Consider the following 25,132-nt stretch of genomic DNA (forward strand, 5'->3'; position numbering starts at 1 on the left):
GTAATCGATGCGAAAGGAAGGCAGCGTTATGAATCTGAAACCCCTGGGCGACCGCGTTATCGTGAAGGCTGACGAAGCTGAGGAGACCACGGCTTCCGGTCTGTTCATCGCATCCGAGGCCAAGGAAAAGCCTCAGAGCGGCGTCGTTCTGGCAGTCGGCGCTGGCAAGCCCGATAAGGACGGCAACCTGGTTCCCGTTCCCGTGAAGGTCGGCGACAAGGTCGTCTACGGCAAGTTCGGTGGCCAGGAGATCAAGGTCGACGGCGAGGACCTGCTCATCCTCCGTGCCGACGATCTGTACGGCGTCTTCGAATAAGTTTCGATCGTTTCACCTCGTCAGTAAGCATGGGCCTGCGCCCGGTATCTTGGAACCGTGCGCAGGCCGCATTCGAAAGGAAGCTTTAGAATGGCTAAGGATATCAAGTTCGAGGCTGATGCCCGCAGCGCTCTGGCCGCAGGCGTCAACAAGCTGGCAAACGCCGTCAAGGTCACGCTCGGCCCCAAGGGCCGCTACGTCGCCCTTGAGAAGTCCTTCGGCGCTCCGCTGATCACCAACGACGGCGTCACCGTCGCCAAGGAAGTCGAGCTGGAGGATCCGGTCGAGAACATGGGCGCCCAGCTCATCCGCGAGGCCGCTGTTAAGACCAACGACGTCGCCGGTGACGGCACCACCACCGCCACCCTGCTGGCCGACGTGATCGTTTCCGAGGGCCTGCGCAACGTCACCGCCGGCGCCGACGCCCTGGGCATCCGCCGCGGCATCCAGAAGGCAACCGACGCCGTGGTCGAGGCCATCAAGGCCGACGCCACCCCGGTTTCCACCACCGAGCAGATCACCAACGTCGGCACCATCTCCGCCGGCGACGCCGTGATCGGCGCCAAGATCGCCGAGGCCATGGACGCCGTGGGCAAGGACGGCGCCATCTCCGTCGAGGATTCCCAGACCTTCGGCCTGGACATGGACATCGTCGAGGGCATGCAGTACGAGCGCGGCTACATCAGCCCCTACATGGCCACCGACATGGAGAAGATGGAAGCCAACCTCTCCGACCCCTACATCCTGCTGACCGACCAGAAGATCTCCAACATCCAGGACATGGTCCCGCTGCTGGAGCAGATCATGAAGACCGGCCGTCCGCTGTTCATCGTCGCCGAGGACGTTGAGGGCGAGGCTCTGGCCACCATCCTGCTGAACAAGCTGCGCGGTACCTTCACCGCTGTGGCCATCAAGGCCCCGGGCTTCGGCGACCGCCGCAAGCGCATCCTCGAGGACATCGCCGCCGTCACCGGCGCGCAGGTCATCGACAAGGACTTCGGCATGACCCTGGCCGATGCCAAGATCGAGATGCTCGGCACTGCTAAGACCGTCAAGGTCACCAAGGACCGTGCCCTGATCGTGGACGGCGCCGGCGACAAGGCCGCCATCCAGGAGCGCATCTCCCACATCAAGAAGGAGCTGGAGCGCGTCGACTCCGACTTCGATCGTGATAAGCTCCAGGAGCGTCTGGCAAAGCTGTCCGGCGGCGTGGCCGTGCTGAAGGTGGGCGCTGCCACCGAGGCCGAGCTCAAGGAGAAGAAGTCCCGCATCGAGGACGCCCTGCAGGCTACCCGCGCTGCTGTCGAGGAGGGCATCGTCGCAGGCGGCGGCGTGGCTCTGATTAACGCCATCCCGGCGCTGGACACGCTCGAGATTACCGATGCTGACGAGAAGGTCGGCGTGGAGATCATCCGCAAGGCCATGGAGGCCCCCATGCGCGCCATCGCTCAGAACGCTGGCTTCGAGGGCTCCGTCATGGTCGACAAGGTCCGCCACATGGAGAAGGGCGAGGGCGTGAACTTCGCCGACGGCACCACCGGCAAGATGATCGAGATGGGCGTCAACGACCCCGTCAAGGTCACCCGCACGGCTCTGCAGTCCGCTGCTTCCGTGGCTGCCCTGATCCTCATCACCGAGTGCACCATCAACGAGATCCCGAAGGATCCCGATCCGGCGGCCGCTGCTGCTGCCGCAGGTGCAGCCGGTATGGGCGGCATGATGTAAGCAACAGGTTCATAAACCTTGCAGCAAAAGGGCCCGCTTCGGCGGGCCCTTTTCGCGTCTTGCGGGGAAGCCGCGGTAGCCGTAACGGCCTCGATATGCGTAGCTACGGTGTTAGGCGCGACCGCGGCGAAGATCGTCCCGGGCGCAGCCGCCGTGGCTTTGCCCGGCGACATATCGCGCTGCGGCGGGCAAAAGCGCGCACGGGGAAGCCCGAATCGCCTACTTGGGTTCCCCGGGCGGGCGCCCCCGTCGTCTCCATTCAATCGTCGGAATGCAGCAAAAACGCCCTCCTGCGGTTGCAGGAGGGCGTTTGCGGCCTTGTATGTGGCTGGTGGACCCTTACAAGCCCTCGGCCTGGAAGCGGCGCAGGAGGGCTTCCTGATGGTGCGAGTACTGCAGCGCGACGTCCTTCGCCACCTTGCCCTCGCGCACGGCGTTGAACAGCGCCTGGTCCATGGTCTGCATGCCGACGGCGCCGTTGGAGGCGATCACGGAGTCGATCTGGTAGGTCTTCTCCTCGCGGATGAGGTTGCGGATGGCGGTGTTCATGCGCATGACCTCAAACACGGGGATGGTGGTGCCGTCGAGCGCGGGGATGAGCATCTGGCTGACCGTGGCCTGCAGTACGAGCGACAGCTGGGTTCGGATTTGGCGCTGCTGGCTGGCGGGGAAGGCGTCGATCATGCGCTCGATGGTGTCGGCGGCGCTGGTGGTGTGCAGCGTGGAGAGCACCAGCTGCGTCATCTCGGCGGCGTTGATGGCGGTGCCGATGGTCTCGGCGTCGCGCATCTCGCCGAGCAGGATGACGTCGGGGCTTTCGCGCATGGCCGAGCGCAGCGCCTCGGAGTAGTTGGCGATGTCGGTGGGGATCTCGCGCTGCGTGATGATGCAGGAGCCGTGCTTATGCACGAACTCGATGGGGTCCTCCATGGTCAGGATATGGCCCGTGCGCTTGTGGTTCATGCGGTCGAGCATGCACGCCAGCGTGGTGGACTTGCCGCAGCCGGTGGGGCCCGTCACCAGCACCAGGCCCCTGTTCAGGTCGGCCAAGCGCATGACGGACTCGGGGATGTTCATCTCGTCTGAATCGGGCAGCCCGAAGGGGATGACGCGGATGACGGCGCCATAGGAGCCGCGCTGGCGGAATATGTTGGCACGGAAACGGCCGACGCTCGGGACGGCGAAGCTGAAGTCGTCGTCGTGGTTGACGCTGTCGGTGAACAGGCTCAGGTCGCGCCCGGCCAGTTCGTAGATCGTCTCGATGTACTCCTGCGTGTCGGCCGGGGTGAGCGGGGCCGTGTCCGTGCGCACATGCGATCCGCTCGCCTGGTACGCCAGAGGCAGGCCGGCGATGATGAACACGTCGGAAGCGTGCACCTCGATCATCTTCTCGAGTAGGCTTTTCAGTTGCATGGCGATCCTCCTATGCTATTGCTTCTCGTCGTTAGTTAGTGGAAAGAAGAGCTTGCTCGGGAAGCTCTTGCGCGGTAGTCATCTTCCAGGCGTCCACGGTGCAGCCGTTCGCGGCGATGGTCGCCGTGGCGGCAAGCTCTTTGCCGTCCTGCGCGATGACCGTGAACGTGACCTGCGTGCCCGCTACGTCGATGAAGGACCGCAGGTCGCGGGCGCCGCTTGCCTCGGCGGCGTTTTCCAGCAGCTTGTCGGAGCGGTGCTGGACCAGCGCGGCGGCCGCTGCGGGCGAGCCGCTTTCGGCGATCTGCTCGTCGATCTGGGCGAGCAGCGCTTGGCCGAAGGCATCCAGCTCGTAGGTTTGCGACAGCGCGTCGGCCTGCCGCTGCGCCATGGCCTCGGTTGCGTGCGTGGTGGTGACGCACAGCATGGCCAGCACCGCCAGCAGCAGCACGGACACCAGCGTCAGCAGCGTGATGGGGCCGATGCGCACCCCTTCCCCGGTTCGCCTTGCCATGCTATCTCACCCCGCTTTCGTATCGCGACGCGTCGAGCGCGTACACTTCGCCGGAATCGTCGCTCACGGTGATGTGCGCCGTGTACAGCGTGCCCCGGCCTTGCGCGTTGGAGTCGACGTCGCAGCTGACCGTCAGGCCGTCGGAACCGTCGACGGCGGATGCGTCCCCGGCGGCGACGCCCTGGCCGACCGTCTTGCCGGCGGCGACGGCTGCGGGGTCGGACGAGAACTCCTCAGCGGCGTTTTGGGCCAGCAGCGTGGCCCTTGTCAGCTCTTCGGCCCGATGCGCCGCAACCGCCGAGTGCGTGAACAGCTGCGTGAACACGGCCATGGACGCGATGAGCACCGCCATAAGCACCAGCGCCTCGATGAGGAACGCCGTATTTACCTTGGTTTTCGAGGCGTCTTCGATCTGATCGTTCTTCGTCATCCTAGGCACCTCCCTGCATGTAGCGAAGGGCCACCTCGGCGGTTCCCTGATCGGTGGTCACGGCCAGAAGGCCGTCGGAGTACGAGAAATCGAAGGTGTCGGAAGCCGTCACCTCGGTGGCCTTCTCGGGCGTGTACCCGCTGCCTGCCAGGCTGTATTCCTGCACCACCTTGCCCTCGTACAGGTAGAAGCGCGTTTCGTAGGTGCCGGAATCCAACGGCTCCACCACCACGAGAGACTTGCCCTCCGGTCCCTGGCCTTGGGCGATGGCGCCCTTGGAATCGTTGGCGCGCACGACGTTGCAGATAAGCCCCGCTCCTTCGCGCTGCGCGCTGCTGGCCTGTTGGTCTGCGGAAACGGCCTTGTACACGGTCACGCCCGAGATGAGCGCCATGAGCAGCGCCGCGAAGAACGCCGCTAGCAGCAGCGTGGGGAAGGCGCGTCTTGCGCCGCCGCCTTTTTCGTTGGACGGCGCACCTTGCGTCACGGAAGCGATGGCGTGGATGCGCTGCTTGTGGGTTTTATTCGCCTGCGGGTTCATCGGGGCGTCACCACCACGCTGGGCATGATGTTGTCGGCGAAGCACTCGTAGGTGATCACGTAGTCATCATGGTTGATGGTCAGCCCGTAGCTTTCCTCGAGATGCTCGAGCGAGCTCGGGTAGCTGCCCTCGATGGCGCAGCACTGCTTGGCCGAGGCCAGGATGGAGTCGCGCAGCGCCACGGCGCCTTGCGTCTTGGCGTTCTCCTGCACGACGCTGTATACGGCGAAGGCGGCGAGGGCGAGCGCCGCCACCAGGCATGCGGTGACGACGATGCGCTTGCGCCGCCGTTTGATATCGTTGTCGGTGAGTTCGTGGAACATGGCTGTTACCTGCGACTTCGCTATGCGATCGAGCCCATGATGCCGATGAGCGGCAGCATGACGGCGATAAGGGTTGCGCCGACGGCGATGGTCAGGAAGGCGGCTAGCGTGGGTTCGACCCGGTCGACCGCGGCGTCGATCTGCATGTTGGCGTCGTCGAAGAACACCTGCGCAAGATGGCCGAGCACCTCGTCGACGGAGCCTGCGCGCGTGCCCATGAGCAGCATGCGGCCGTATACGGGCTCGACGATCTCGTGTTCGACGATGGCTTGGGCGAGGCTGCGCGGGTTCTCAAGGTCGATCATGGAATCGTAAGCTGCCTGCAGCTCGGCTTGCAGCTTGGCGTGGTCGATGGTCGCCATGGCCTTGCGCATAGCCTCTTCCTCCTGCACGCCCGATGCCACCAGGGACGAAAGCGCGCTGACGAAGCGGGAGAGCGCCAGCTGGTACATGGCCCGGCGGGTGCCCGGGTAGCGTTCGAGCATCTTGGTCACGCGGCCGCGCCCGCTTTCGTTGCGCGCGCAGATGGCCACGTATAGGGCGGCTACGGTGGCGACCAGCACGATGGCCAGGGCTACCCAGCCGATGGCGACGGACGCGCCCACGGTGTTGAAGGACCCCGAGGTTATGGATCCGGACAGGTTCTCATAGGCGCTGGAGAAGATGGGGAGGATGATTGCCACGGTGAACACCAGGATGACGCTCATGATGCACAGCAGCGCCGCCGGATAGCCGACCGAGTTGCGCAGCTTGGCGAACGCGCGGCCTTCGCTATCGTAGTAGCGCCCGAGGCTGCGCAGCACGCGCTCGGTGCGGCCCGATGCCTCGCCGACGCGCACGGTTTCCGTTGCGTAGGCGGGGAAGGCGCCGGTAGCCTCCATGGCGTCGGCGAGGTTGGAGCCTTCGACGACTTTGGAGTAGACCGCGTCGCATACGCGCTTGAATTCGGATTGCTCGCGGTTTTCCGCAAGCATGTGAACGGCTTCGTCCGTCTGGACGCCGGCAGCCAGCATGGTCGCCACGCTGCTGCAGAACGCGCTGATGGCGCCGCTCTCCAGAAGCTTTCCTGTCATCGGTACCTCCTGGGTTATCGGTTTAAACGTTCGTTATTGTCTCACATATAGTAGGCGATGACGTGCGTTTTCTCCTGTTTTTGAGAAGAAGCTGATACCCCGGTGCCACTATGCACCGGGCGAGGGGGTTTCGGTAGCGAGCGTTTTCGCCCGCGCTGCTAGTACACATAGCGGTCGGTGTAGTTTTCCCCGTCCCCGACGTTCGCCCCGCCTCCCGTTGCCGCGAAGGTCAGGTCGATACGCGACCAGGTGTTCGGGGAAACGCTGAAGCGGGCGCTTTGCCAGGTGCCGTCGATGTTCACCATGATCCACGCATGGTAGATGCCCTGCGGCGAGACGGTGCCGGTGACGATCTTCGCGGGGATCCCCTGGCTTCGCAGCATGGCGGCGCCTAGGCTTGCGTAGTCGAAGCAGACGCCTTTGCCCGACTGCAGCGTCTCGTCCGGGTCGGGGATGTAGCCGGCGGAATCCTTGAGCTTCGCAGCCTTGTCGTCGTCGTAGGCCACGTTGTCGACGATGTAGGTGCAGATCGCGCGTAGGGCATCCCCTTGGTTCTCGCAGCCTTCGACCAGCTCGCGGGCCTTGGCCACGCAGCTGCTGGAAGCAGTGTAGCTGCAGTAGACGTTCGGGCGCAGGAACGGGGCGAACTCCGAGGTCAGCGCGACGTCGATGTCGGCGCTGCACAGCTCCACGTAGTTGTTGCCTGACGTGTTGCGCATAATGCGCACCGTGTACGGGCCGTCGCCGAACGCCAGCGGGCACGCGATGGGCGTGCCGTCTTGGGGCATGTCGAAGCTGGAGCTTGCTTGACCGCTGATGACCTGGGCTTTTATACGCGCGTTCGAAGTGGCGCTCGCGCTGACGTAGCCGTCTTGCACGTGGGACGCATCGATGAGCGCGTCGTTGGCGCCCGTGGCGGCGCTCGCGTCGAACTGCGTTTCCTCGACTGTTGCGGCAGGGGAGAACGCGGCGCCGGTGGCCTGGTCCTTGCCGGCGCCTTCTGCGCTGCCGGATCCGCTGCATGCGGTAAGCCACAGCAGGGCGCAGAAAGCCGCCGCCGCGATGGCGGCGATGAGCGGGGAGGTGCGCCTTGTCTGAGCGGATGATTCCATGATGCGTCGATTATACGCGTGATGGGTGGGGTTTCGGCCTGCGCAGCTAAACGGTTTTGACGCGAGATCGTTCGTTCTCTTCATCGTTTGTCACGTTGTCGGGAAAGTCTGGAAAACCCTTCTATCGGAGGGGTGACAGTTCTGCGGACATACAAAAGGGGCGTTGTTTGTTACGGGCAAATCGAAGAAATGGGCAGAATCTCATATTGAACTGGGATTTCGTATATGAATTAATTTGATTTGAATGCAGAAATTTAGTGGCAGGGGAGGTACAGAATAGGGGGAATCGTTATATAATTTCCCACAATAGCCTGCACTAGGCCGACTGCGCGCTTCGAATGATCACGCGCGGTGGCGAAGCGGGTTGAAACGGTATTTCGGCTGTGAACGTTTCCGACGGAGACGCTTGATGAGGTGAACGATATGAAGGCAAAGAGCAACCAGCTGACGGTGGAGAGCATGACGCAGCGGTACTCGCTGGGTCACAAGGCGCTGTCCGTGGCACTGTCCGTCGTCTTGATGGGATTCGGCTGGCCGGCGGTTTCACCGTCGCAAGTGTACGCCGGCGATGGCGCCGCGGCAGACGATGCGGCGGCGCAGGTGGAAGGCGCCTCGTCCGCTGCGGCCACGAGCACGGCCGACAAGGCCGCTGATGCGGCGGCAAGCTCCGCGGCGAGCTCTGCAGCGCCTGCGGCAAGCGAGCAGCCTGCGTCCACGACGTCGCAGCAGCAGGCCGCCCCAAGCGCTTCCGTGCCCGCGCAGCCCGCTGCGACGCAGCGGGACGAGAGCGCGAAGGAGGATGCCGACACGGCCGACGTCGAGCTGGTGCTGGGCAACGCCTCCATCGCGTATATGAACCAGGTCGTCTCTGCGCCTGCGCATAAGCTCACCGTGCCCGTGAATGACGACTTCAAGTTCACGGTGTCCCCCGATAACGGCTATAGCCTTACGAAGGCGGTGCTCAAGGTTTCCGGCAAGGAGAACCCTATCTGCCCCGATGAACAGGGCGTTTATACCGTTTCCGCCGCCGACGTAGCCGCCGGCGCGACCGTGACGCTTGAGACTGAGGCTGTTTCCAGCGATTCCGGCAAGGATAACGCCGCCGTCTCCATCGAGGACGACGCCGAGGAGGATGATGCTACCGAGAAGACGCAGGCCTCCGTCTCCGGCGCAGGTGCCATCTCCGGCCCCACCTCCATCGCGCAGGGCGATGAGGTTACGCTCGCCGATTCCACCAAGAAGCCCGACAACACGGACTTCGAGAAGTGGATCTATGTTGACGAAAGCGTTGACCTGGTAGGTGACGAAAACGCGTGGTGGGGAGAGAACTGGACGGTGTCCAGCGGCTCCGAGAACGTCAAGCTGTCCGGGTCTAGCAGCGGGTTGCGAACCGCAACGGGCCGTGAAGTTGGCGATGCGACGGTGCAGCGCGAGTATTACGCTTTGGGCTGGCATGCCGAAACCTTCACCATTCATGTGATGAAGAAGCCGGCGGCGACATCGCTGTCCATTTTCGGGCCTGAGACTGACACGGTCGAGCAATTCAAGAACATCACGTTGACCACGGACTCCGATACGGACGTCACGTGGACGTCGAGTGATCCCTCGGTCGCCACCATCGACGCTTCCGGCAAGGTGGTCGGCGTCAAAGCGGGCAGGGTCACCATCACGGCCACCACGGTCACTGCGGAAGGCAAGGTGCTCACCGCCACCTACGAGCTGACGGTGGCGGAATCGAAAGCCTCGGCTACGAATTGTTATCTGTTCTTCCAGAATAGCCCTACCGCCAACCCGGACAGCAACGGCACTGCCTCCTGGTTTCCCTCCGGCGGAAAACATGCCTTAGGGGTCAAGGTCAATCTCGACGGTTTGAACCTTCCGGGCGGCAAGAACAGTTACGACAACGTGGCGAATCGCGTGACGCAATGGCCTGATGGAAGCACGGGTTCAAGCTGGGTGCTCGATAGAAACGGCGCATATAGCCAGTATTGGAACGCCGTTTTCCGGGCATGGAAGGACACGCTCTCCAAGGAGCAGGGCACTCAGATCACGGAAGATGACGTGGAGGAGATCGCGCTCTATCCGTACAAGATCTCGAATAATACGAATGTCGGTTGTGGGTACCACCTTGACTGTAAGGTGGTAGTGAAGTGCAACAAGGCGATCAACGCGGTGTTCTATCTTCAGGACGCCGATGCGTCCGGCTTCGCTCAGTACGACGCTGCCACGTACAAGCTGGAAAAGGGTATTGCGCAGGTTGCCGCCCCCTCCAAAACCCCCGCTGATGAGAAGACCGTCAACGGTGTGAAATATAAGTTTATGGGATGGTGCTCCGATCAGGCTTGCACGCAGGCGGTGTCGTTCCCCATGCGCACGAGCGAGAACGTGAACTACTACGGCAAGTATGTGGCTTGCGATCAGTCCATCCAGGTCAACTACTATCTTGAGGGGACCACAACTCAGGTTGCGCCGTCCAAGACCCTTTCCGGTTACATGAAGGGTCAGACGGTTGTGCAGAGCCCCATTTCCATTGAGGGCTATAAGCCTGTTTCCGACGAGACGAAATCCGGTGTGGTGGGCAATGACTCCTCCATCGACTTCTACTACACCGCAAATCCGGTGAACTATAGCATCGAGTACTACTGGACGGGTTCGGACACCCCGATTTCAAGCGAGAAGCGTTCGGGCCATGTGGGCGACCAGGTCACTGGGCTTGCGCCCAAGGCGATTGCCGGTTACACGCCGGTCAGCGATAACGTTCAGGACCTCAAGCTTGGCGCTGACGAGTCTCAGAATGTGGTGAAGTTCTACTACCGCCAGAACGTTTCGTTGAAGGCGAATTCCGATTCCAAAACCTATAACGGTTCCGAGCAGGGCGTCGATGGCTACACGACGAACCTCCCCGAGGGCGTGAGCGCCAGCTTCGACGGCGTGATGCTCGAGGGCGGCAAGGGCACGAACGCCGGGGATTACCCGTATACGTTCGCGAATGGCACCATCGGCAAGGTCAGCTCCGATAATAACTATGTCGTGACCCAGACGACGCCCGGCAACCTGCACATCGGCCCCGTTACCGACGAGGTTACCATTACGATTTCCGGTCACAACGGCGGCGAGAAGTACAGCGGTGAAGAGCAGAGTGTCTCGGGCTACGACGTTTCCGGTTTGCCTGCTGGTGTGGGTGAAGGCGATATCAGCTTCACCGGTAAGGCAGAAGCAAAGGGCACTGATGCCGGCGAGTACAAGATGGGCCTTGCCGAAACGCAGTTCTCGCTCAAGGGTGATGCCGCCAAGAACTACGTCAACGTGAAGTTCCGGGTTGAGCGTGACGGCGTGCTTACCATTGGCAAGCGTACCGTTATCCTGACGTCCGAAGGTGGTCACAAGAATTACGACGGCAAAACGCTGCAGCGTCGCACCGATATCAGCAAGAATGTTGGCGGCGACGGTTTCGTGGGCGAAGATGGCGTTTTGGCCAAAGACAAACTCACCTGGTATGACGAAAACAACATCCTGCCGGGTACGTATGAGAACAAGTTCGACCCCGCCTACACCCCCAGCACTAAGCTCAACAACTATGACGTGCGGCTTGTGTTTGGCGAGTTGGTGGTCAACGCGCGCACCGGCAAAGATAAGTACGCGATTACGGTTACCGCTTGCTCGAACACGGTTACCTATGACGGCGAAGAACATACGGTGTCTGGCGTGACGGGCGATACCTATACCAACGAAAACAAGGTGACCTTCACTGTTGAAGGCATGAGCGCCAGCGTGTCCGGAACCGATGCGGGTACCTATACGAATAAGGTCGTGGGAACCCCGGTCGTGAAAGACCCCCATGGCAATGACGTGACCGATCAGTTCAAGATCACGACTGAGGACGGCAAGCTCACTATCGACAAGCGTTCGGTGACGATCACGGCTGGGTCCGCGGAAAAGGAATACGACGGCAGCGCGCTGACCGCCGATCAGGCTGACCCGAAGTTCACTACCAAGGGCTTCGTTGACGGCCAGGGCATCTCCGACGTTACCGTGGAGGGCTCGCAGACGCAGTGCGGCACCTCCGCCAGCACCATCAAGGACAAAAGCTGGAAGTTCCAAAATGGGACGAACGGAAACAACTACAGCGTCACCACTGAGCGGGGAAAGCTGACGGTGAAGCATCGTTCGGATGACAAGAAGTACGCTATCACGCTGACGGGTAAGAGCGATGATGCCGCAACCTATGACGGTAAAGAGCACGCGGTGTCCGGCGTGGAGCAGGATAAGTGGACCTTCGACGGCGTTGAGTACACTGTTTCCAATTACCATGCAAGCGTTTCGGGCGTGGATGCTGGCACCTACAGTAATATCGTCACGAGCGATAAGGACGGCTATAGGGTGACCGACCCGAACGGCAACGACGTGACGGAGGAGTTTTCCATCAGCGTCGCCCCGGGCACGTTGGCCATCAAGCCTGCTGAGGTAACCGTGACCGCCGGCTCTGTGACCAGGGCTTACAACGGGTCCGCGCTGACTGCCGCCGAGGCGGAGCACGAGTTCACGGCTGAGGGCTTCGTGGGCGAGGACGGCATCGCGTCCGCTACGGTCGAAGGCTCCATCACCAACGTCGGCGAAATCGAGAGCAACGTGGCGCAGAACAGCGTCATGCTCAAGAACGGCACCAAGGCCTCCAACTACAACATCACGTATAAGCCCGGCAAGCTTGAGGTGACGCCGGTTACCGATGAGGTGGTTGTCACCATCGCCGAGAAGTCCGATACAAAGGAATACAACGGTTCCGAGCAGTCCGTCGAGGGCTATGAGCTTCGCAGTACCTCGAGCAGCAACTACGCCGCCACGGATATCGAGTTCGTTGGCTCCGCTGACGATCAGGTTGCCAAGGGCACCGATGCCGGCACGTATGAGATGAACCTCAAGCCCGAGGACTTCAAGAACAACAGCACCAACTTCACCAACGTGAAGTTCCAGATCGTCGATGGCTCGCTCACCATCACGAAGCGCGCCGTGACGCTGACTTCCGCTACGCCGGCTGAGAAAACCTATGACGGCAACCCACTTGAGGATCGCGCCGTCAGCATCACGAGTGGCAGCCTGGCTACCGGGGACAAGTTTGTCGCAGGCGTTACGGGTTCTCAGACCAATGCCGGCAGCAGTGCTAATGCGTTCACGTACAAGCTGGTGAACGCCGCGGGCGAGGAGCTGGCGAAAGACGCCGAGGGCGCCTACCGTAACTACGACATCACCAAAGTCGAGGGCGTTCTGAAGGTGAACCCGGTGTCCGATGAGGTTGTGGTGACCATCGCGGGCAACCATGCCGAAGGCGTTTACAACGGGAAGCCTTTGACGGCTACCGGTTATAGCTTTGCGTCCTCTAACGCGCTGTACACCAGTACAAAGGTCGCTTTCTCCGGCGAGAACAGCGTGTCGCGCACGGATGCCGGCGCGTCTGTCATGGACCTGCAGGGCAAGTTCACGAATGCCGATGCGGTCAACTTCCCCAACGTCCGCTTCGATATCACGAACGGTTCCGTTGCTATCTCCAAGGCGAAGGTGACGCTTCAGTCCGCCAATCTTGAGAAGGAATACGACGGCACGGCTCTGACCAATAAAAAGGGTGGCGAGGAGCAGACCCCGCTTGCGGTGGAGTCCGGCTGGGCCGAGGGTGAAGGCGCCGCTTACACCTTCACTGGTTCTCAGACGCTGGTGGGCGGCAGCCCCAACGCGTTCAGCTACACGCTGAATGAGAACACCAAGGAAAGCAACTACGATATCAGCGTGATCCCCGGTCAGCTGACGGTGGCCAATCGCCAGGCGCAGTATCAGGTCACGGTCGAGGCGAACTCCTCCACCGGCAACACGTACGACGGCGTTGAGCACGCGGCGACGGGATTGAAAACGTCCGAGTTCACGGTGGACGGCCAGAAGTACACGGTCGAGGGCCTGAATACCTCCGACCCGAAGGCCGTTAACGCCGGCGAATATGCAAACACCATCAGCGGCACGCCGGTGGTGAAGGATGCTAACGGCAACGATGTGTCCAGCCAGTTCGCTGTAACGCTGGTTCCGGGCAAGCTGGAAATCGCGAAACGCTCCGTCACGCTGACCTCGGCAAGCGAAAGCCGGGTGTACAACGGCGAGGCGCTGACCAATGATGGCGTCACCGTCGGCGGCGACGGCTTTGTTGCGGGCGAGGGCGCTGTCTATAACGTGACGGGCACCATTACCGATGCTGGCAAGGTGGCGAACTCGTTCACGTATGAGCGCAACTCGAACACCAACTTCGACAACTACAGTATTAGTAAGGAAGAAGGCGCCCTTAAGGTGACGCCGGTTACCGACAAGGTCACCGTCACCATCACGGGCAACAGCGCCACGCTGCCGTACAGCGGCTCCGAGCAGAGTGTGACAGGGTACTCCTTTGCTACGAGTGATGGTCGCTACCGCGAAGCAAACGTTAAGTTCCAGGGCGAGGCCGTCGCCAAGGGCACGAATGCCGGCACCTATAACATGAACCTGGCTTCCGGGCAGTTCTCCAATACTAGCGGCAACTTCACCAACGTGGAGTTTGTGGTCGTCGATGGCTCGCTTGAGATTACGGGCGGCGATCTCGATGCTGGCAAGGTCGTCTGGGATGTGCACGATGTGCAGAAGGTCTACGACGGCACGCCGCTTTCCGCGTATGTCGCAAAAACCACCGACAAGTTCGGCGATGCGCTCAAGGTGGAGTACAGCACTGACGGTAAACAGTGGACGGACGATCCGTCGGGTATCACGCTGACCCATTTCGGCGCTCAGCTGGTGATGCTGCGCGCGACGAGCCCCAACTACGCTGCTGATCAGTACGCGGAAAACGGGGAATGGGTCGCCATTACCAGCCGCCCGGTCACGTTGACTTCTAAGGGCGATAACAAGAAATATGATGGTGAACCGCTTACCAACGATACCGTGACGGTTGAAACGAAGGGCGAGGGGACCGGCTTCATCGACGGCGAGGGCGTGACCATCAAGGTCACCGGTTCCCAGACCGATGCCGGCGAAAGCGACAACACCTTCGACTACACCTTCAACGAGGGCACGAACGCCAACGACTACTGGGTGAAGACTGAACTCGGTAAGCTCGTGGTGACCGCGAGCGACTCCGAGGTGGTTGCGACCATCGCCGGCCATAACAAGAGCGTCGAGTACAACGGCTTGGAGCAGTCCGTTGAAGGTTATGACTTCGTCGAGGCTTCCAGCAAGTTGTACGGGGAAGGCGACTTCGCCTTCAGCGGAACGGCCGTTGCCAAGGGCACGGATGTCGGCACCTACAAGATGAACCTTGCTTCCGAGCAGTTCGCCAACACCAGCAAAAACTTCTCGAAGGTCACGTTCGCCGTAACGGACGGCACGCTGACTATCACGCCGAAGTCGATCGTTCCGGATCCTGAGAATCCGAAGAATACGATGTTCGTCGATTCGCCTGCGGATGTCGTCTACAACGGCCAGGATCAGACGTGGACGCCCGTGGTCAAGGATGGGGAGCGCACGCTTGAGCCCGGCAAGGACTACACCGTCGAATACGGCACCGCCGACCGCACCAACGCCACCGGCAAGAAGATTACAGTGACCATCAAAGGCATCAACAACTATTCCGGCGAGGTCAAGCGCACGTACCAGATCACCAAGCGCCCTGTTGAGCTGAAGTCCGAGGGCGGCTCGAAGCCCTACGACGGCACCGCGCTTGTCAAGCCCGAGGTTTCCGGCTGGCAGCAGCAGGGAGACACCGGCTTTGTGACGGGCGAGGTTTCGAGCGTTCGCGCTACGGGTTCCGTGACCACCGTTGCCCAGGGCGAGGTCACCAACTCGATCGCATACGACACAAACGCTGGCTTCAACGAGAACAACTACGCCACCTCCAAGGACGAGGGTAAGCTGAGCATCACGGCGCTTGCGGCCGAAGATGGCATCACCATCACGCCGAACAATGCTACCTATATATATGATGCATCCTCGCATGAGGCGGGCGCCGCAACGGCTTCGGCTTCCGTCGCGGGAACCGACGTGAACCTTGAGTATCGCGCCAAAGGCAGCGCCGATACCGAGTGGCGCAGCAACCCTTCCGCGATCACGGCGATCAACGCCGGCACCCTGACCGTCGAGGTTCGCGCTTCCGCCGCGAACTATAGCGGCTATAAGTATGCAGAGCAGACGCTTGCCATCCAGAAGCGTGACGTCGAGCTGACGTCTGCCAGCGCGTCCAAGGTGTACGACGGTGCGCCCCTTGCGAAGGACTGGGTCGACATGGGTCCGAACCGTCCTGACACGGGCTTCATCTGGACCGACCTTGCCGATGACGGCCAGGTGCACGCGACGGGCTCGCAGACCGAGGTCGGCTCCTCCAAGAACGCGATTTCCTACCAGCTCAAGCCCGGTGCGGAGAACAACTACAACATCATCGGCGAGCACGTCGGCACCCTTACGGTGACGGCTCAGTCCATCACGCCCGATCCGCAGAACCCGGATTCCTATAAGGGCGTCGCGATCGACGAGCCGAGCGACCATGTCTACGACGGCACGGAGCACAAGTGGGCTCCCGAGGTCACCGACAAGGACGGCAACAAGCTCGTCAAGGATCGCGATTACACGGTGACCTACGATACCGACGACTTCGTGAACGTGAAGGTCGTCAACGTGACGATTGCCGGCATGGGCAGCTACACGGGCACGTGCGTGAAAGCGTACGAGATCACGAAGGCTCCGCTGACCGTGAATGCCGGCAGCGCTTCCAAGGTCTATGACGGTGAAGCCCTGACTGCGGGCGCGACGATCGAAGGCCTTGTCGGCGGTGAGAACGCGATCGCTCAAACCCAGGGCTCCCAGACCGAGGTCGGCTCTTCCGCCAACACGGTGTCGGGCATCACGTGGGATACCGCTAAGGAAGGCAATTACTATATCGCTGCGCAGAACGACGGCACGCTGACCGTCACGCCGAAGGGCGTCGCCCAGATGACCGTCGGCAGCCTGCCCGACGTTACCTACAACGGTGAAAGCCAGCAGCAGAAGCCGGTCGTGAAGGACGGCGAAAAGGTGCTGGCAGAAGGCGTCGACTACGAGCTGACGCACTCCGGGAACACGACCGATGCGGGCACGGTGACCGTGACTGTGACCGGCAAGGGTAACTATGCTGGCAGCGTCGACGTGGCGTATCGCATCACGCCCGCGCTGCTGACGGTTGCCACGCCGAGCGCATCCGGGGTCTACAACGGTAAGCCCCTGACCGCCGCTGGCTCCGTCTCCGGCTTCGTCAACGGCGAGTCCGCGCCCTTCGAGACCACCGGCTCCCAGACCGAGGTGGGCACGAGCGACAACACCTACGCCATCGACTGGGCGGCGGCAGGCGCCACCGCCAAGCAGGCGAACTACACGGTCTCCGAATCCATCGGCAAGCTGACCGTCACCGAGTCCGCTGACGAGGTGGTCGTGACCACCACGGGCGGCACGTTCACCTACGACGGCTCGGCCCATGGCGCGACCGTGACGGTCGGCGCCCTGCCCGAGGGCTACACGCTCGAGGCCGCCGCGTCCAGCGCCACGGCGAAGGACGTCTCCGACGGCGAGGTTGCTGCCACGGCCGACGTGCTCGTCATCAGGAACGCCCAGGGCGAGGACGTCACCTCCAAGCTGAACGTCAAGTTCGTCGACGGCACCATCAAGGTCGAGCCGGCGAAGCTGACGGTGACCACCCCGAGCGCTTCCAAGCCCTATGACGGCAATGCGCTGACGGCCGAGGGCAAGGCGTCCGGCTTCGTGAACGGCGAGGCCGCAACCCTTAAGACCACCGGCAGCCAGACCACTGTCGGCATGAGCGAAAACGGCTGCGAGCTGGTGTGGGACGACAACGCGAAGGCTGAGAACTACACGATCGAGGAGTACCTCGGCACGCTCGAGGTCACCAAGAGCATGGCCGGCATCGTGGTGATTCCGCAGGGCGGCACCAAGGTCTACGATGGCACGGCCCTCGAAAGCGCCGGGGTCAACGTGATCGGCGTGCCCGCGGGCTTCACCCTTTCGGCCAAGACCAAGGGCTCCGTCACCGACGCCGGGTACGCCGCGGCAGAAGTTGATTCCTATGTCATCACGAACGCCGCCGGCCAGGACGTCACCGACCAGTTCGGCAACGTGGCGACCGGCAAGGCCTCGCTCGTCGTGACCAAGCGTCCGGTGACGCTTGTCTCCGGCGACGCCTCCAAGGTCTACGACGGCACCGCGCTCACCGAGCATAAGGTCAGCGTGGAAGATGGTTCGCTTGCTTCCGGCGAGGAGTTCGGCTACGACTTCTTCGGCTTCCAGACCTCTGTGGGTTCCAGCAAGAACACCTTCGCCGCAACGCCCGGCAACGGCGGCACGAAGGTGGAGAACTACGACATCACCTATAGGTACGGCACGCTGACGGTGAGCGCGCAGTCCATCAACCCGGACGACCCGATCCCGGGCGCGTATGCCGGGGTGAAGGTCAACGCTCCGAGCGACGCCGTTTACGACGCGCGCGAGCATAAGTGGATTCCCGTGGTCACCGGCAAGGACGGCAACGCGCTCGTCGAGGGCCGCGATTATACGGTGGCCTACAGCACTGATGACTTCACCAACGTGACGGGCACCATCAAGGTGACCATTACGGGCATCGGCGACTACACCGGCTCCGTTACGAGGGAGTACCAGATCGCGCCCGCTTCCGTGAAGCTTGCGTCCAACACGCGCGAGTTCGTTTACAACGGCGCGTACCAGTCCGATGACGCGGTGACGGTCCAGGGCGCCGAGGCCCTGTTCCGTAGCCAGGTCGATGACCTGAAGGCGGTCGGCAGGGTCATGACGGTGGCCGAGGGCAAGGTTCCCAATACCATCGCCTACACCTGGAAGGACGGTTTCAAGGCCAGCAACTTCGCCATCGAGAAGAGCGAGGGCGAGCTGTCCGTCGTCGCGAAGGACATCGTCTCCTCCGCCGACATGACGGTTTCCAGTCCGAGCGATTTGGTCTACGACGGCCGTGAGCACAAGTGGGCACCCGAGGTGAAGGACGGGGAGAAGCTCCTGACGGAGGGCATCGACTACACGGTGTCCTACGGCGCCGATGACTTCACCAATGCGGCGGGCGTCATTAAGGTGACCGTCACCGGCCAGGGCAACTACGCCGGCAGCGTCGAGCGCGCGTACCGCATCACGCCCGCGCCGCTGACGGTGAGCACGCCGAGCGCCTCCAGGGTTTACAACGGCAACGCCCTGACCGCCGCCGGCACTATCTCCGGCTTCGTCAACGGCGAGTCCACGCCCTTCGAGACCACCGGCTCCCAGACCGAGGTCGGCACGAGCGACAACACCTACGCCATCGACTGGGCGGCGGCGGACGCCACCGCCAAGCAGGCGAACTACACGGTCTCCGAGACCGTCGGCAAGCTGACCGTCACCGAGTTCGCCGGCCGCGTGGTCGCGACGCCCGGCAGCTATTCCGGCGTCTACGACGGCCAGGCCCACGGCGTCGACGTGACCGTGTCCGGCCTGCCCGAGGGCTATTCGGTGAAGGCCGCGCACTCCAACGCCGCGGCCACCGACGCGACCGACGAGGCGGGCGTGACCGCTTCGGTCGACGAGCTGGTCATCGTCAACGCCCAGGGCGAGGATGTCACTGGCAAGCTGGATATCGAGAAGCGGACCGGCGCCATCAAGATCGCGCCCGCCGAGTACCATGTCGTGACCGAGGGGGCCTTCAAGGTCTATGACGGCACCGCGCTGACGGCGCCCGGCAAGATCGTCGGCCTGGTCAACGGCGAGGAGACGTCGCTTTCCGTGACCGGTAGCCAGACCGATGCGGGCTCCAGCGTGAACACCTACGCCATCGCGTTCGACAAGTCCGCGAAGGAAGGCAACTACGTCCACGGCGCCGATACCATCGGGTCGCTGGAGGTGACCGCGGCCAAGGCGGAGGGGAAGATCTCGCTGAGCGGCAGCTCCGCCTCCAAGGTCTACGACGGCAAGCCGCTTGCGGCGAAGGTCGCCTCCGCGGCGGTCCCGACGCAGGATGCGGTGACCATCGAGTACAGCCTTGACGGCGAGAACTGGACGACCGACCCCGGCTCGCTCGCGGCGACCGATGTGGCCGATTCCGCAACGGTCCAGCTCCGTGCGTCCAGCCCGGGCAACTACGAGGGTTACGTGTACGGCTCGCAGCAGCTATCCGTCACCAAGCGCGCGGTCAGCCTGAAGAGTGAAAGCGCCTCGAAGGTGTTCGACGGCATCGCGCTCACCAGGCCCGAGGTGGCCGGCTGGAAGCAGCTCGGCGATGAGGGCTTCGTCGACGGCCAGGTCTCCGACGTCCGCGCCACGGGCAGCGCCACCCACGTCTCCGACGGCAAGGTGGCGAACGCCATCGCCTATACCGAGGGCGAGGGCTTCAACGCGGACAACTACGCCATCTCCAAGGACGAGGGCGCGCTGAGCGTCACGGCCAAGCAGATCGCGGCAGCTGATATGGCCGTCCAGGCCCCTGCCGACGTCGTGTACAGCGGCAAGGCCCAGCAGCAGAAGCCGGTCGTGAAGGACGGCGACAAGACGCTGGTCGAGGGCGTCGACTACGAGCTGACCTACTCAGGGAACGCGACCGACGCGGGCACCGTCACGGTGACCGTGGCCGGCAAGGGCGACTACGCCGGCAGCGTCGATGTGGCGTACCAGATCGCGCCCGCGCCGCTGACGGTGACCACCGAAAGCGCCAACAAGGTCTACGACGGCAAGCCCCTGACCGCCGGCGGCAAGGTCGATGGCCTGGTGAACGGCGAGACCGTCGCGTTCAAGCTGGTCGGCAGCCAGACCAGGGTCGGCTCGAGCGATAACTCCTACAGGATCGAGTGGAGCGGAACGGCGAAGCGGGCGAACTACAGGTTTGAGGCCGAGACCATCGGCAAGCTGACCGTCACCGAGTCCGCTGACGAGGTGGTCGTGACCACCACGGGCGGCACGTTCAACTACGACGGCGCGTCCCATGGCGCCACCGTGACGGTCGGCGCCCTGCCCGAGGGCTACACGCTCGAGGCCGCCGCGTCCAGCGCGACGGCGAAGGACGTCTCCGACGGCGAGGTGGTGGCAACGGCCGACGTGCTCGTCATCAAGAACGCCGAGGGCGAGGACGTCACCTCGAGGCTCAACATCAAGTTCGTCGACGGCACCATCAAGGTCGAGCCGGCGAAGCTGACGGTGACCACCCCGAGCGCCTCCAAGCCCTACGATGGTGATGCGTTGACGGCTGAGGGCAAGGTCTCCGGCTTCGTGAACGGCGAGGCCGCCACCCTCAAGACCACCGGCTCTCAGACCGAGGTCGGCTCGAGCATGAACGGCTATGAGCTGGTTTGGGACGGTAGCGCGAAGGCGGCGAACTACACGGTCGAGGAGAACCTCGGCACGCTGACGGTGTCGGCGCAGTCCATCGACCCCGACGACGCCGATGCGTTCGGCGGCGTGACGGTCGGCTATCTGTCCGACACGGTGTACAACGGCGCCGATCAGCGCTTCGAGCCCGAAGTGATCGACAAGGACGGCAAGGCGCTGGTGAAGGGCCGTGATTACGAGCTTTCCTTCTCCGGCGACGTGAAGAACGTCGGCGAGGTGACCGTGACCGTTGTCGGCAAGGGCAACTACGCCGGCAGCGTCGAGCGCACGTACCGCATCACGCCCGCGCCGCTGACGGTGACCACGGGCAGCGACTCGAAGATCTACGACGGCAGCGAGCTTGTGAGCGGCGAGCTGTCGATCGAGGGCCTGCAGGGCGAGGATCGCGTTACGGCGGCCACCACCGGCAGCCAGACCGAGGTGGGCAGCTCGAAGAACACCTATCGCATCACGTGGGGTGAAACCGATGCTGCCAACTACGTCATCGACGAGTACCTGGGCACGTTGACGGTCACGCCGGCCCCGGTGCCCCCGACGCCGGAGCCTACCCCGACGCCCACGCCGACCCCGACCCCGACGCCGGAGCCCACTCCGACGCCGAACCCGAACCCGGGTAACGGCACGACGCCGGGCAACGACTCGACGGCCGCACCCGCGCCTACGCCTAGCTCGTCGCCTTCGGCCCCGGCGCCTGCAGCTGCCGGCCCGCTCGATGCGCTGGCCGGTGTGCTCGAGGGCGCGTACGAGTCGGTGACGGGCGGCCCCGAGGCCGATAACCCGGTCGAGGAGGAGCGGATCTACGACGCCGAGAACCCGTTGGGCAGGGAGTCGGTCGAGGATCATTGCTGGGTGCACTGGTACATGATCGTCGGCATGGCTCTGACGGCCGTCTACGGTCTTGCGGCGGCGCTTCGCCGTAAGAACCATGAGCGCAAGCTGCGCAACGACATGAACGATGTTCTGGGCGATGGCGACGGCAAGGACCCCTCGGGGTCTCTCACCGCCAAGCCCGCCGGAATGGAGGCTTAGGGCCATGAGGAAAAGCAACTATCTGGTGCTGGGCGCGGCGGCGGTCGTTGCGGCGCTGCTGCTGGTGCTGTGGCACCACCTAGGCTTCAACCGCATCGACAGCCCGCTCGACCTGGTGCTCGCCATCGTGTGGTGGGTCGGCATCGTGGCCATCGCCGCGATCCTCGTTCGCGTCGAGGAGCGTCGCCGCCGCCAAGTCCGCACGCTGTACGTGTCCCCGAAGTCGCTCTACAGCAGCGAGCTCGGCATGGTGGGCATCGGGGAAGCCGGCGCGGTCGAGACCATGCGCGGCATGCTCGGCCAGCTGAAATACGGCTTCGATTCGAAGGGCTTGCCGGACCGCAAGAAGTTCGACTACCGCTTCATCGTGCGAACCGACGAGTTCAAGGAGCACGATGAGGAAAGCGGCAAGCCCGCCGATAATGCGGCGGCGGGCTCGACGGCCCAGCGCAAGGACCCCACATGGAAGGGCACGGTCATCAAGATCGACCGCCAAAACGGGAACAGCGAAACCTCGTTCGACGGCATCGATCAGCTGAAGGCGGCGCTGGCCTAGTCGCAGGCCGTCTCTGGCATCGAACGAAGAGACGAACAGGCGGGACCCAAACGGGCCCGGGAGAAATCCCGGGCCCGTCCCATATCTGAACGCCCTCCTGGAACCTGTTCATCGGGTGCCGGTCGCGTCTTGCGATTCACTAGGCGCCTCGGGCCGGATAGGGCAAAAGTCGGGAAAGTTAGCCACCGTTCACGGTTTCTTCACGTTCGCTTGACGCGTTCTGTAAACTGGGAACCTGACACACGGAGCGCATGCGACGCATGCGCAGGCAAGGGCACCTTTCGATCGCAAGGCAAGGATCATGGAAGACATCACGCATCTCATCGGGCACGTTCTCGAGCACTCCGTCGAGGACACGCTGTACCTTATCCCGTTTTTGTTCGTCACCTATCTGGCAATGGAGTGGCTCGAGCACAAGGCGGGCGACAAGGCCGAGGAGGCCGTGCGCCGTGCAGGCGCGGCGGGGCCGGTGGTCGGCGCGCTTGTGGGCATCGTCCCGCAATGTGGCTTCTCGGCGGCGGCTGCAACGCTGTGGGCGGGCCGCGTCATCACGCTTGGCACGCTGTTCGCGGTGTTCCTGTCAACCTCCGACGAGATGCTGCCCATCTTCCTGGCCGAGCAGGTGGCGCCGGCGACCATCCTGAAGATCATGGGCGTGAAGCTGATGATCGGCATGGTCATGGGCTTCGTGGTGGACGCGGCTGTCCGCCTGGCGCGCCGCGACCGCGAGAGGCTGCGCATCCACGAGCTGTGCGAACGCGATCGCTGCCATTGCAACGGCGATTGCGAAACTTGCGAGCAGCAGCCGGAGCTGGCGTACGATTTCGAGCACGATGAGGAACACGAGCATCATCACGAGGGCGGCTCCATCTTGCGCAGCGCCCTCAAGCACACGCTGCAGGTCACGGTGTTCATCTTCATCATCACCCTTGTGCTCGACGGTGCGTTGGAGCTGGTCGGCGAGGACGCGTTGGCGGCATTCCTGGGCAGCAACCCGGTGCTGTCGGTGCTGGGCAGCGCGTTGGTGGGCCTTATCCCGAACTGCGCGGCAAGCGTGGTGATCGCGCAGCTCTACGTCGAGGGCGCGCTCGGCGCGGGCGCCATGATGGCGGGCCTTCTGGTGTCGGCCGGCGTGGGCCTGCTGGTGCTGTTCCGCACTAACCGCGGCCTTCGCCAGAACCTCATCGTGCTGGCGGGCTTGTGGGCCACAGGCGTGTTCTGGGGCCTCATCATCTCCGCATTCGGCATCGCGTTCTAGAGTCCGAAGCCGCGGGCTCGTCTTCGCGGCCGCAGCCGTTTCGCCCTATCGTCTGCAGGTCTTACCCGCTAGCGCCTGTTGAAGGGGCGCATGGTCAAGGGGATGCCGTTCTCGCAGATCAGCTTCGGCTCGCCTTGGATGAGCGGGCGGAAGTAATCGAGCGCCTCGTCGGAGACGCCTTGGTAGTTCGGCAGGATCCATTCGCTGGGGAAGGGGCGCACGAAGTTGGCCAGGTCGGAGGCGGGGCAGGCGAAGAACTCGGTGTTGTAGCCGCCGTCGACGCCCTGGCCGCGGCGGATACCCACCACCTGACCTGTGAACTCGGGCTTCGCGCTGCGCATGTGCGCGGAGACGCCCAGGTCGTAGGACTCCTCAAGGTCCACCAAGCTCATGGCGAAGTTGCTCGAGCGCGCCACGCGCGACAGGTCCTGCACCACGCAGCGCGGCACGATGCCGGCTTCCACGATCATGGACTTCAGCCGCCCGGCGGCTCCGCCCAGCATGGCGTGGCCCAGCCCGTCGGCGGCCTTGCCGTTGGCCGACAGGTACGTGCCGTCGTACCAGCGCGCGCCCTCCGACACCACCACGTAGCAGCTGCCCTGCTGCTCCATCTTCGCGCGCACCTGCTCCAAGAAGATGCTGCGGCGGAAGTCGACCTCGGGCAGCACGAGCAGGTCGACGTCGCCGGTCAGGCACGTGCTGGCCGCAAGCCAGCCTGCGTCGCGGCCCATGGTCTCCAGCACGAACACCTCGGGGCGCGTGTAGGCGTCGTAATCCATGCGCGTGGCGTGCGTTATCTCGCACGCCACCTTCGCGGCGCTGGCGAAGCCGGGGCAGTGGTCCATAAGCCCCAGGTCGTTGTCGACGGTCTTCGGGATGCCGATGAAACGCTTGTCCAGGTTGCGCTCGGCGGCCCAGGCGGTCATGGCGGCTACCGTGGACATGGAGCCGTTGCCGCCTATGTAGAACATGGTGGAGATGTCGTTCTCGTCCATGACATCGATGAGACGCCGGAAATCGGCTTCGTCGGAGAACTTGTAGCGGCACGTGCCCAGCGCGCACGAGGGCGTTTGCTTGAGCACCTCGATCTCGCGGCCGCTCAGGTCGGTCAGGTCGAACAGGTTGCCCGCCAGCGTTCCCTCGATGCCGTGAAGGCCGCCGAGGACGCGGTCGTAGAGCGGGTTGAGCTGGTTTGCGCGGATGACGCCGGCAAGGCTGGCGTTGATGACGGCGGTAGGGCCGCCCGATTGGGCGACAAGGCAGTTGGCCATGCGATGCTCCTGCACGTTGTTCAGGGTAGGAAGGCCCCATTATCGCACGCTTGCGCCAGGCTGCGGGCTAAGGGCGAAAGGCTGCAAAAAAGCTGCGAACGGGGCGGCTGCAGGCGTGGCAGCCGGGACGGCAGGGACGCGGCGGCCGGGGC

The 25,132-nt window shown here is 63.3% G+C and carries 13 protein-coding genes; 5 read left to right on the top strand and 8 right to left on the bottom strand.

Annotated features, from left to right (window positions below):
• Positions 1-28: 28 nt before the first annotated feature.
• Complete coding sequence (locus SFHG_RS01660; protein WP_042432634.1) at positions 29-316, top strand: co-chaperone GroES; 288 nt, start codon at positions 29-31, stop codon at positions 314-316.
• Positions 317-406: 90 nt separating this feature from the next.
• Positions 407-2,041 carry a chaperonin GroEL gene (groL, locus tag SFHG_RS01665; protein ID WP_042432637.1) on the top strand — a complete coding sequence of 545 codons (1,635 nt, stop codon included), beginning with the start codon at positions 407-409 and terminating at the stop codon, positions 2,039-2,041.
• Positions 2,042-2,380: 339 nt separating this feature from the next.
• Here the strand turns inward: groL and SFHG_RS01670 are convergent, their stop codons facing one another.
• The 7 genes from SFHG_RS01670 to SFHG_RS01700 all read right to left on the bottom strand — a co-directional run bounded on the left by SFHG_RS01670 (position 2,381) and on the right by SFHG_RS01700 (position 7,447).
• Positions 2,381-3,454 (bottom strand): type IV pilus twitching motility protein PilT, encoded by a 1,074-nt coding sequence (locus SFHG_RS01670; protein ID WP_042432640.1) that lies wholly within the window; start codon positions 3,452-3,454, stop codon positions 2,381-2,383.
• A gap of 31 nt (positions 3,455-3,485) precedes the next feature.
• Positions 3,486-3,968 carry a hypothetical protein gene (locus SFHG_RS01675; protein ID WP_042432642.1) on the bottom strand — a complete coding sequence of 161 codons (483 nt, stop codon included), beginning with the start codon at positions 3,966-3,968 and terminating at the stop codon, positions 3,486-3,488.
• 1 nt (position 3,969) lies between these two features.
• Positions 3,970-4,398, bottom strand: a complete 429-nt coding sequence (locus SFHG_RS01680) for a PQQ-binding-like beta-propeller repeat protein (protein ID WP_042432645.1) — start codon at positions 4,396-4,398, stop codon at positions 3,970-3,972.
• 1 nt (position 4,399) lies between these two features.
• Positions 4,400-4,939, bottom strand: a complete 540-nt coding sequence (locus SFHG_RS01685) for a DUF4860 domain-containing protein (protein WP_081468873.1) — start codon at positions 4,937-4,939, stop codon at positions 4,400-4,402.
• Positions 4,936-5,262, bottom strand: a complete 327-nt coding sequence (locus tag SFHG_RS01690; RefSeq protein ID WP_042432647.1) for a hypothetical protein — start codon at positions 5,260-5,262, stop codon at positions 4,936-4,938. The genes SFHG_RS01685 and SFHG_RS01690 overlap by 4 nt, the downstream gene beginning before the upstream one ends.
• Before the next feature lie 20 nt (positions 5,263-5,282).
• Positions 5,283-6,335 carry a type II secretion system F family protein gene (locus tag SFHG_RS01695; RefSeq protein WP_042432650.1) on the bottom strand — a complete coding sequence of 351 codons (1,053 nt, stop codon included), beginning with the start codon at positions 6,333-6,335 and terminating at the stop codon, positions 5,283-5,285.
• 158 nt (positions 6,336-6,493) lie between these two features.
• Positions 6,494-7,447 carry a transglutaminase-like domain-containing protein gene (locus tag SFHG_RS01700; protein WP_148514782.1) on the bottom strand — a complete coding sequence of 318 codons (954 nt, stop codon included), beginning with the start codon at positions 7,445-7,447 and terminating at the stop codon, positions 6,494-6,496.
• A gap of 423 nt (positions 7,448-7,870) precedes the next feature.
• Between SFHG_RS01700 and SFHG_RS01710 the strand changes: the two genes are divergently transcribed.
• The 3 genes from SFHG_RS01710 to SFHG_RS01720 all read left to right on the top strand — a co-directional run bounded on the left by SFHG_RS01710 (position 7,871) and on the right by SFHG_RS01720 (position 23,709).
• Positions 7,871-21,895, top strand: a complete 14,025-nt coding sequence (locus SFHG_RS01710; RefSeq protein WP_148514783.1) for a YDG domain-containing protein — start codon at positions 7,871-7,873, stop codon at positions 21,893-21,895.
• 4 nt (positions 21,896-21,899) lie between these two features.
• Positions 21,900-22,451: a hypothetical protein gene (locus SFHG_RS01715; RefSeq protein ID WP_042432658.1), complete on the top strand. Its 552-nt coding sequence runs from the start codon at positions 21,900-21,902 to the stop codon at positions 22,449-22,451.
• Between the two features lie 301 nt (positions 22,452-22,752).
• Positions 22,753-23,709: a putative manganese transporter gene (locus SFHG_RS01720; protein ID WP_042432660.1), complete on the top strand. Its 957-nt coding sequence runs from the start codon at positions 22,753-22,755 to the stop codon at positions 23,707-23,709.
• Positions 23,710-23,777: 68 nt separating this feature from the next.
• On the opposite strand, the gene SFHG_RS01725 is transcribed toward SFHG_RS01720, so the two are convergent.
• Complete coding sequence (locus SFHG_RS01725; RefSeq protein ID WP_042432662.1) at positions 23,778-24,980, bottom strand: diphosphate--fructose-6-phosphate 1-phosphotransferase; 1,203 nt, start codon at positions 24,978-24,980, stop codon at positions 23,778-23,780.
• Between the last annotated feature and the right edge of the window lie 152 nt (positions 24,981-25,132).

It is taken from the genome of Senegalimassilia anaerobia JC110, from assembly GCF_000236865.1.
GTDB lineage: Bacteria > Actinomycetota > Coriobacteriia > Coriobacteriales > Eggerthellaceae > Senegalimassilia > Senegalimassilia anaerobia.

Bases quoted from the DNA above. Each gene is read 5' to 3' on its own strand.
- SFHG_RS01660 (WP_042432634.1), top strand. From the start codon at position 29: ATGAATCTGAAACCCCTGGGCGACCGCGTTATCGTGAAGGCTGACGAA.
- groL (WP_042432637.1), top strand. From the start codon at position 407: ATGGCTAAGGATATCAAGTTCGAGGCTGATGCCCGCAGCGCTCTGGCC.
- SFHG_RS01670 (WP_042432640.1), bottom strand. From the start codon at position 3,454: ATGCAACTGAAAAGCCTACTCGAGAAGATGATCGAGGTGCACGCTTCC.
- SFHG_RS01675 (WP_042432642.1), bottom strand. From the start codon at position 3,968: ATGGCAAGGCGAACCGGGGAAGGGGTGCGCATCGGCCCCATCACGCTG.
- SFHG_RS01680 (WP_042432645.1), bottom strand. From the start codon at position 4,398: ATGACGAAGAACGATCAGATCGAAGACGCCTCGAAAACCAAGGTAAAT.
- SFHG_RS01685 (WP_081468873.1), bottom strand. From the start codon at position 4,939: ATGAACCCGCAGGCGAATAAAACCCACAAGCAGCGCATCCACGCCATC.
- SFHG_RS01690 (WP_042432647.1), bottom strand. From the start codon at position 5,262: ATGTTCCACGAACTCACCGACAACGATATCAAACGGCGGCGCAAGCGC.
- SFHG_RS01695 (WP_042432650.1), bottom strand. From the start codon at position 6,335: ATGACAGGAAAGCTTCTGGAGAGCGGCGCCATCAGCGCGTTCTGCAGC.
- SFHG_RS01700 (WP_148514782.1), bottom strand. From the start codon at position 7,447: ATGGAATCATCCGCTCAGACAAGGCGCACCTCCCCGCTCATCGCCGCC.
- SFHG_RS01710 (WP_148514783.1), top strand. From the start codon at position 7,871: ATGAAGGCAAAGAGCAACCAGCTGACGGTGGAGAGCATGACGCAGCGG.
- SFHG_RS01715 (WP_042432658.1), top strand. From the start codon at position 21,900: ATGAGGAAAAGCAACTATCTGGTGCTGGGCGCGGCGGCGGTCGTTGCG.
- SFHG_RS01720 (WP_042432660.1), top strand. From the start codon at position 22,753: ATGGAAGACATCACGCATCTCATCGGGCACGTTCTCGAGCACTCCGTC.
- SFHG_RS01725 (WP_042432662.1), bottom strand. From the start codon at position 24,980: ATGGCCAACTGCCTTGTCGCCCAATCGGGCGGCCCTACCGCCGTCATC.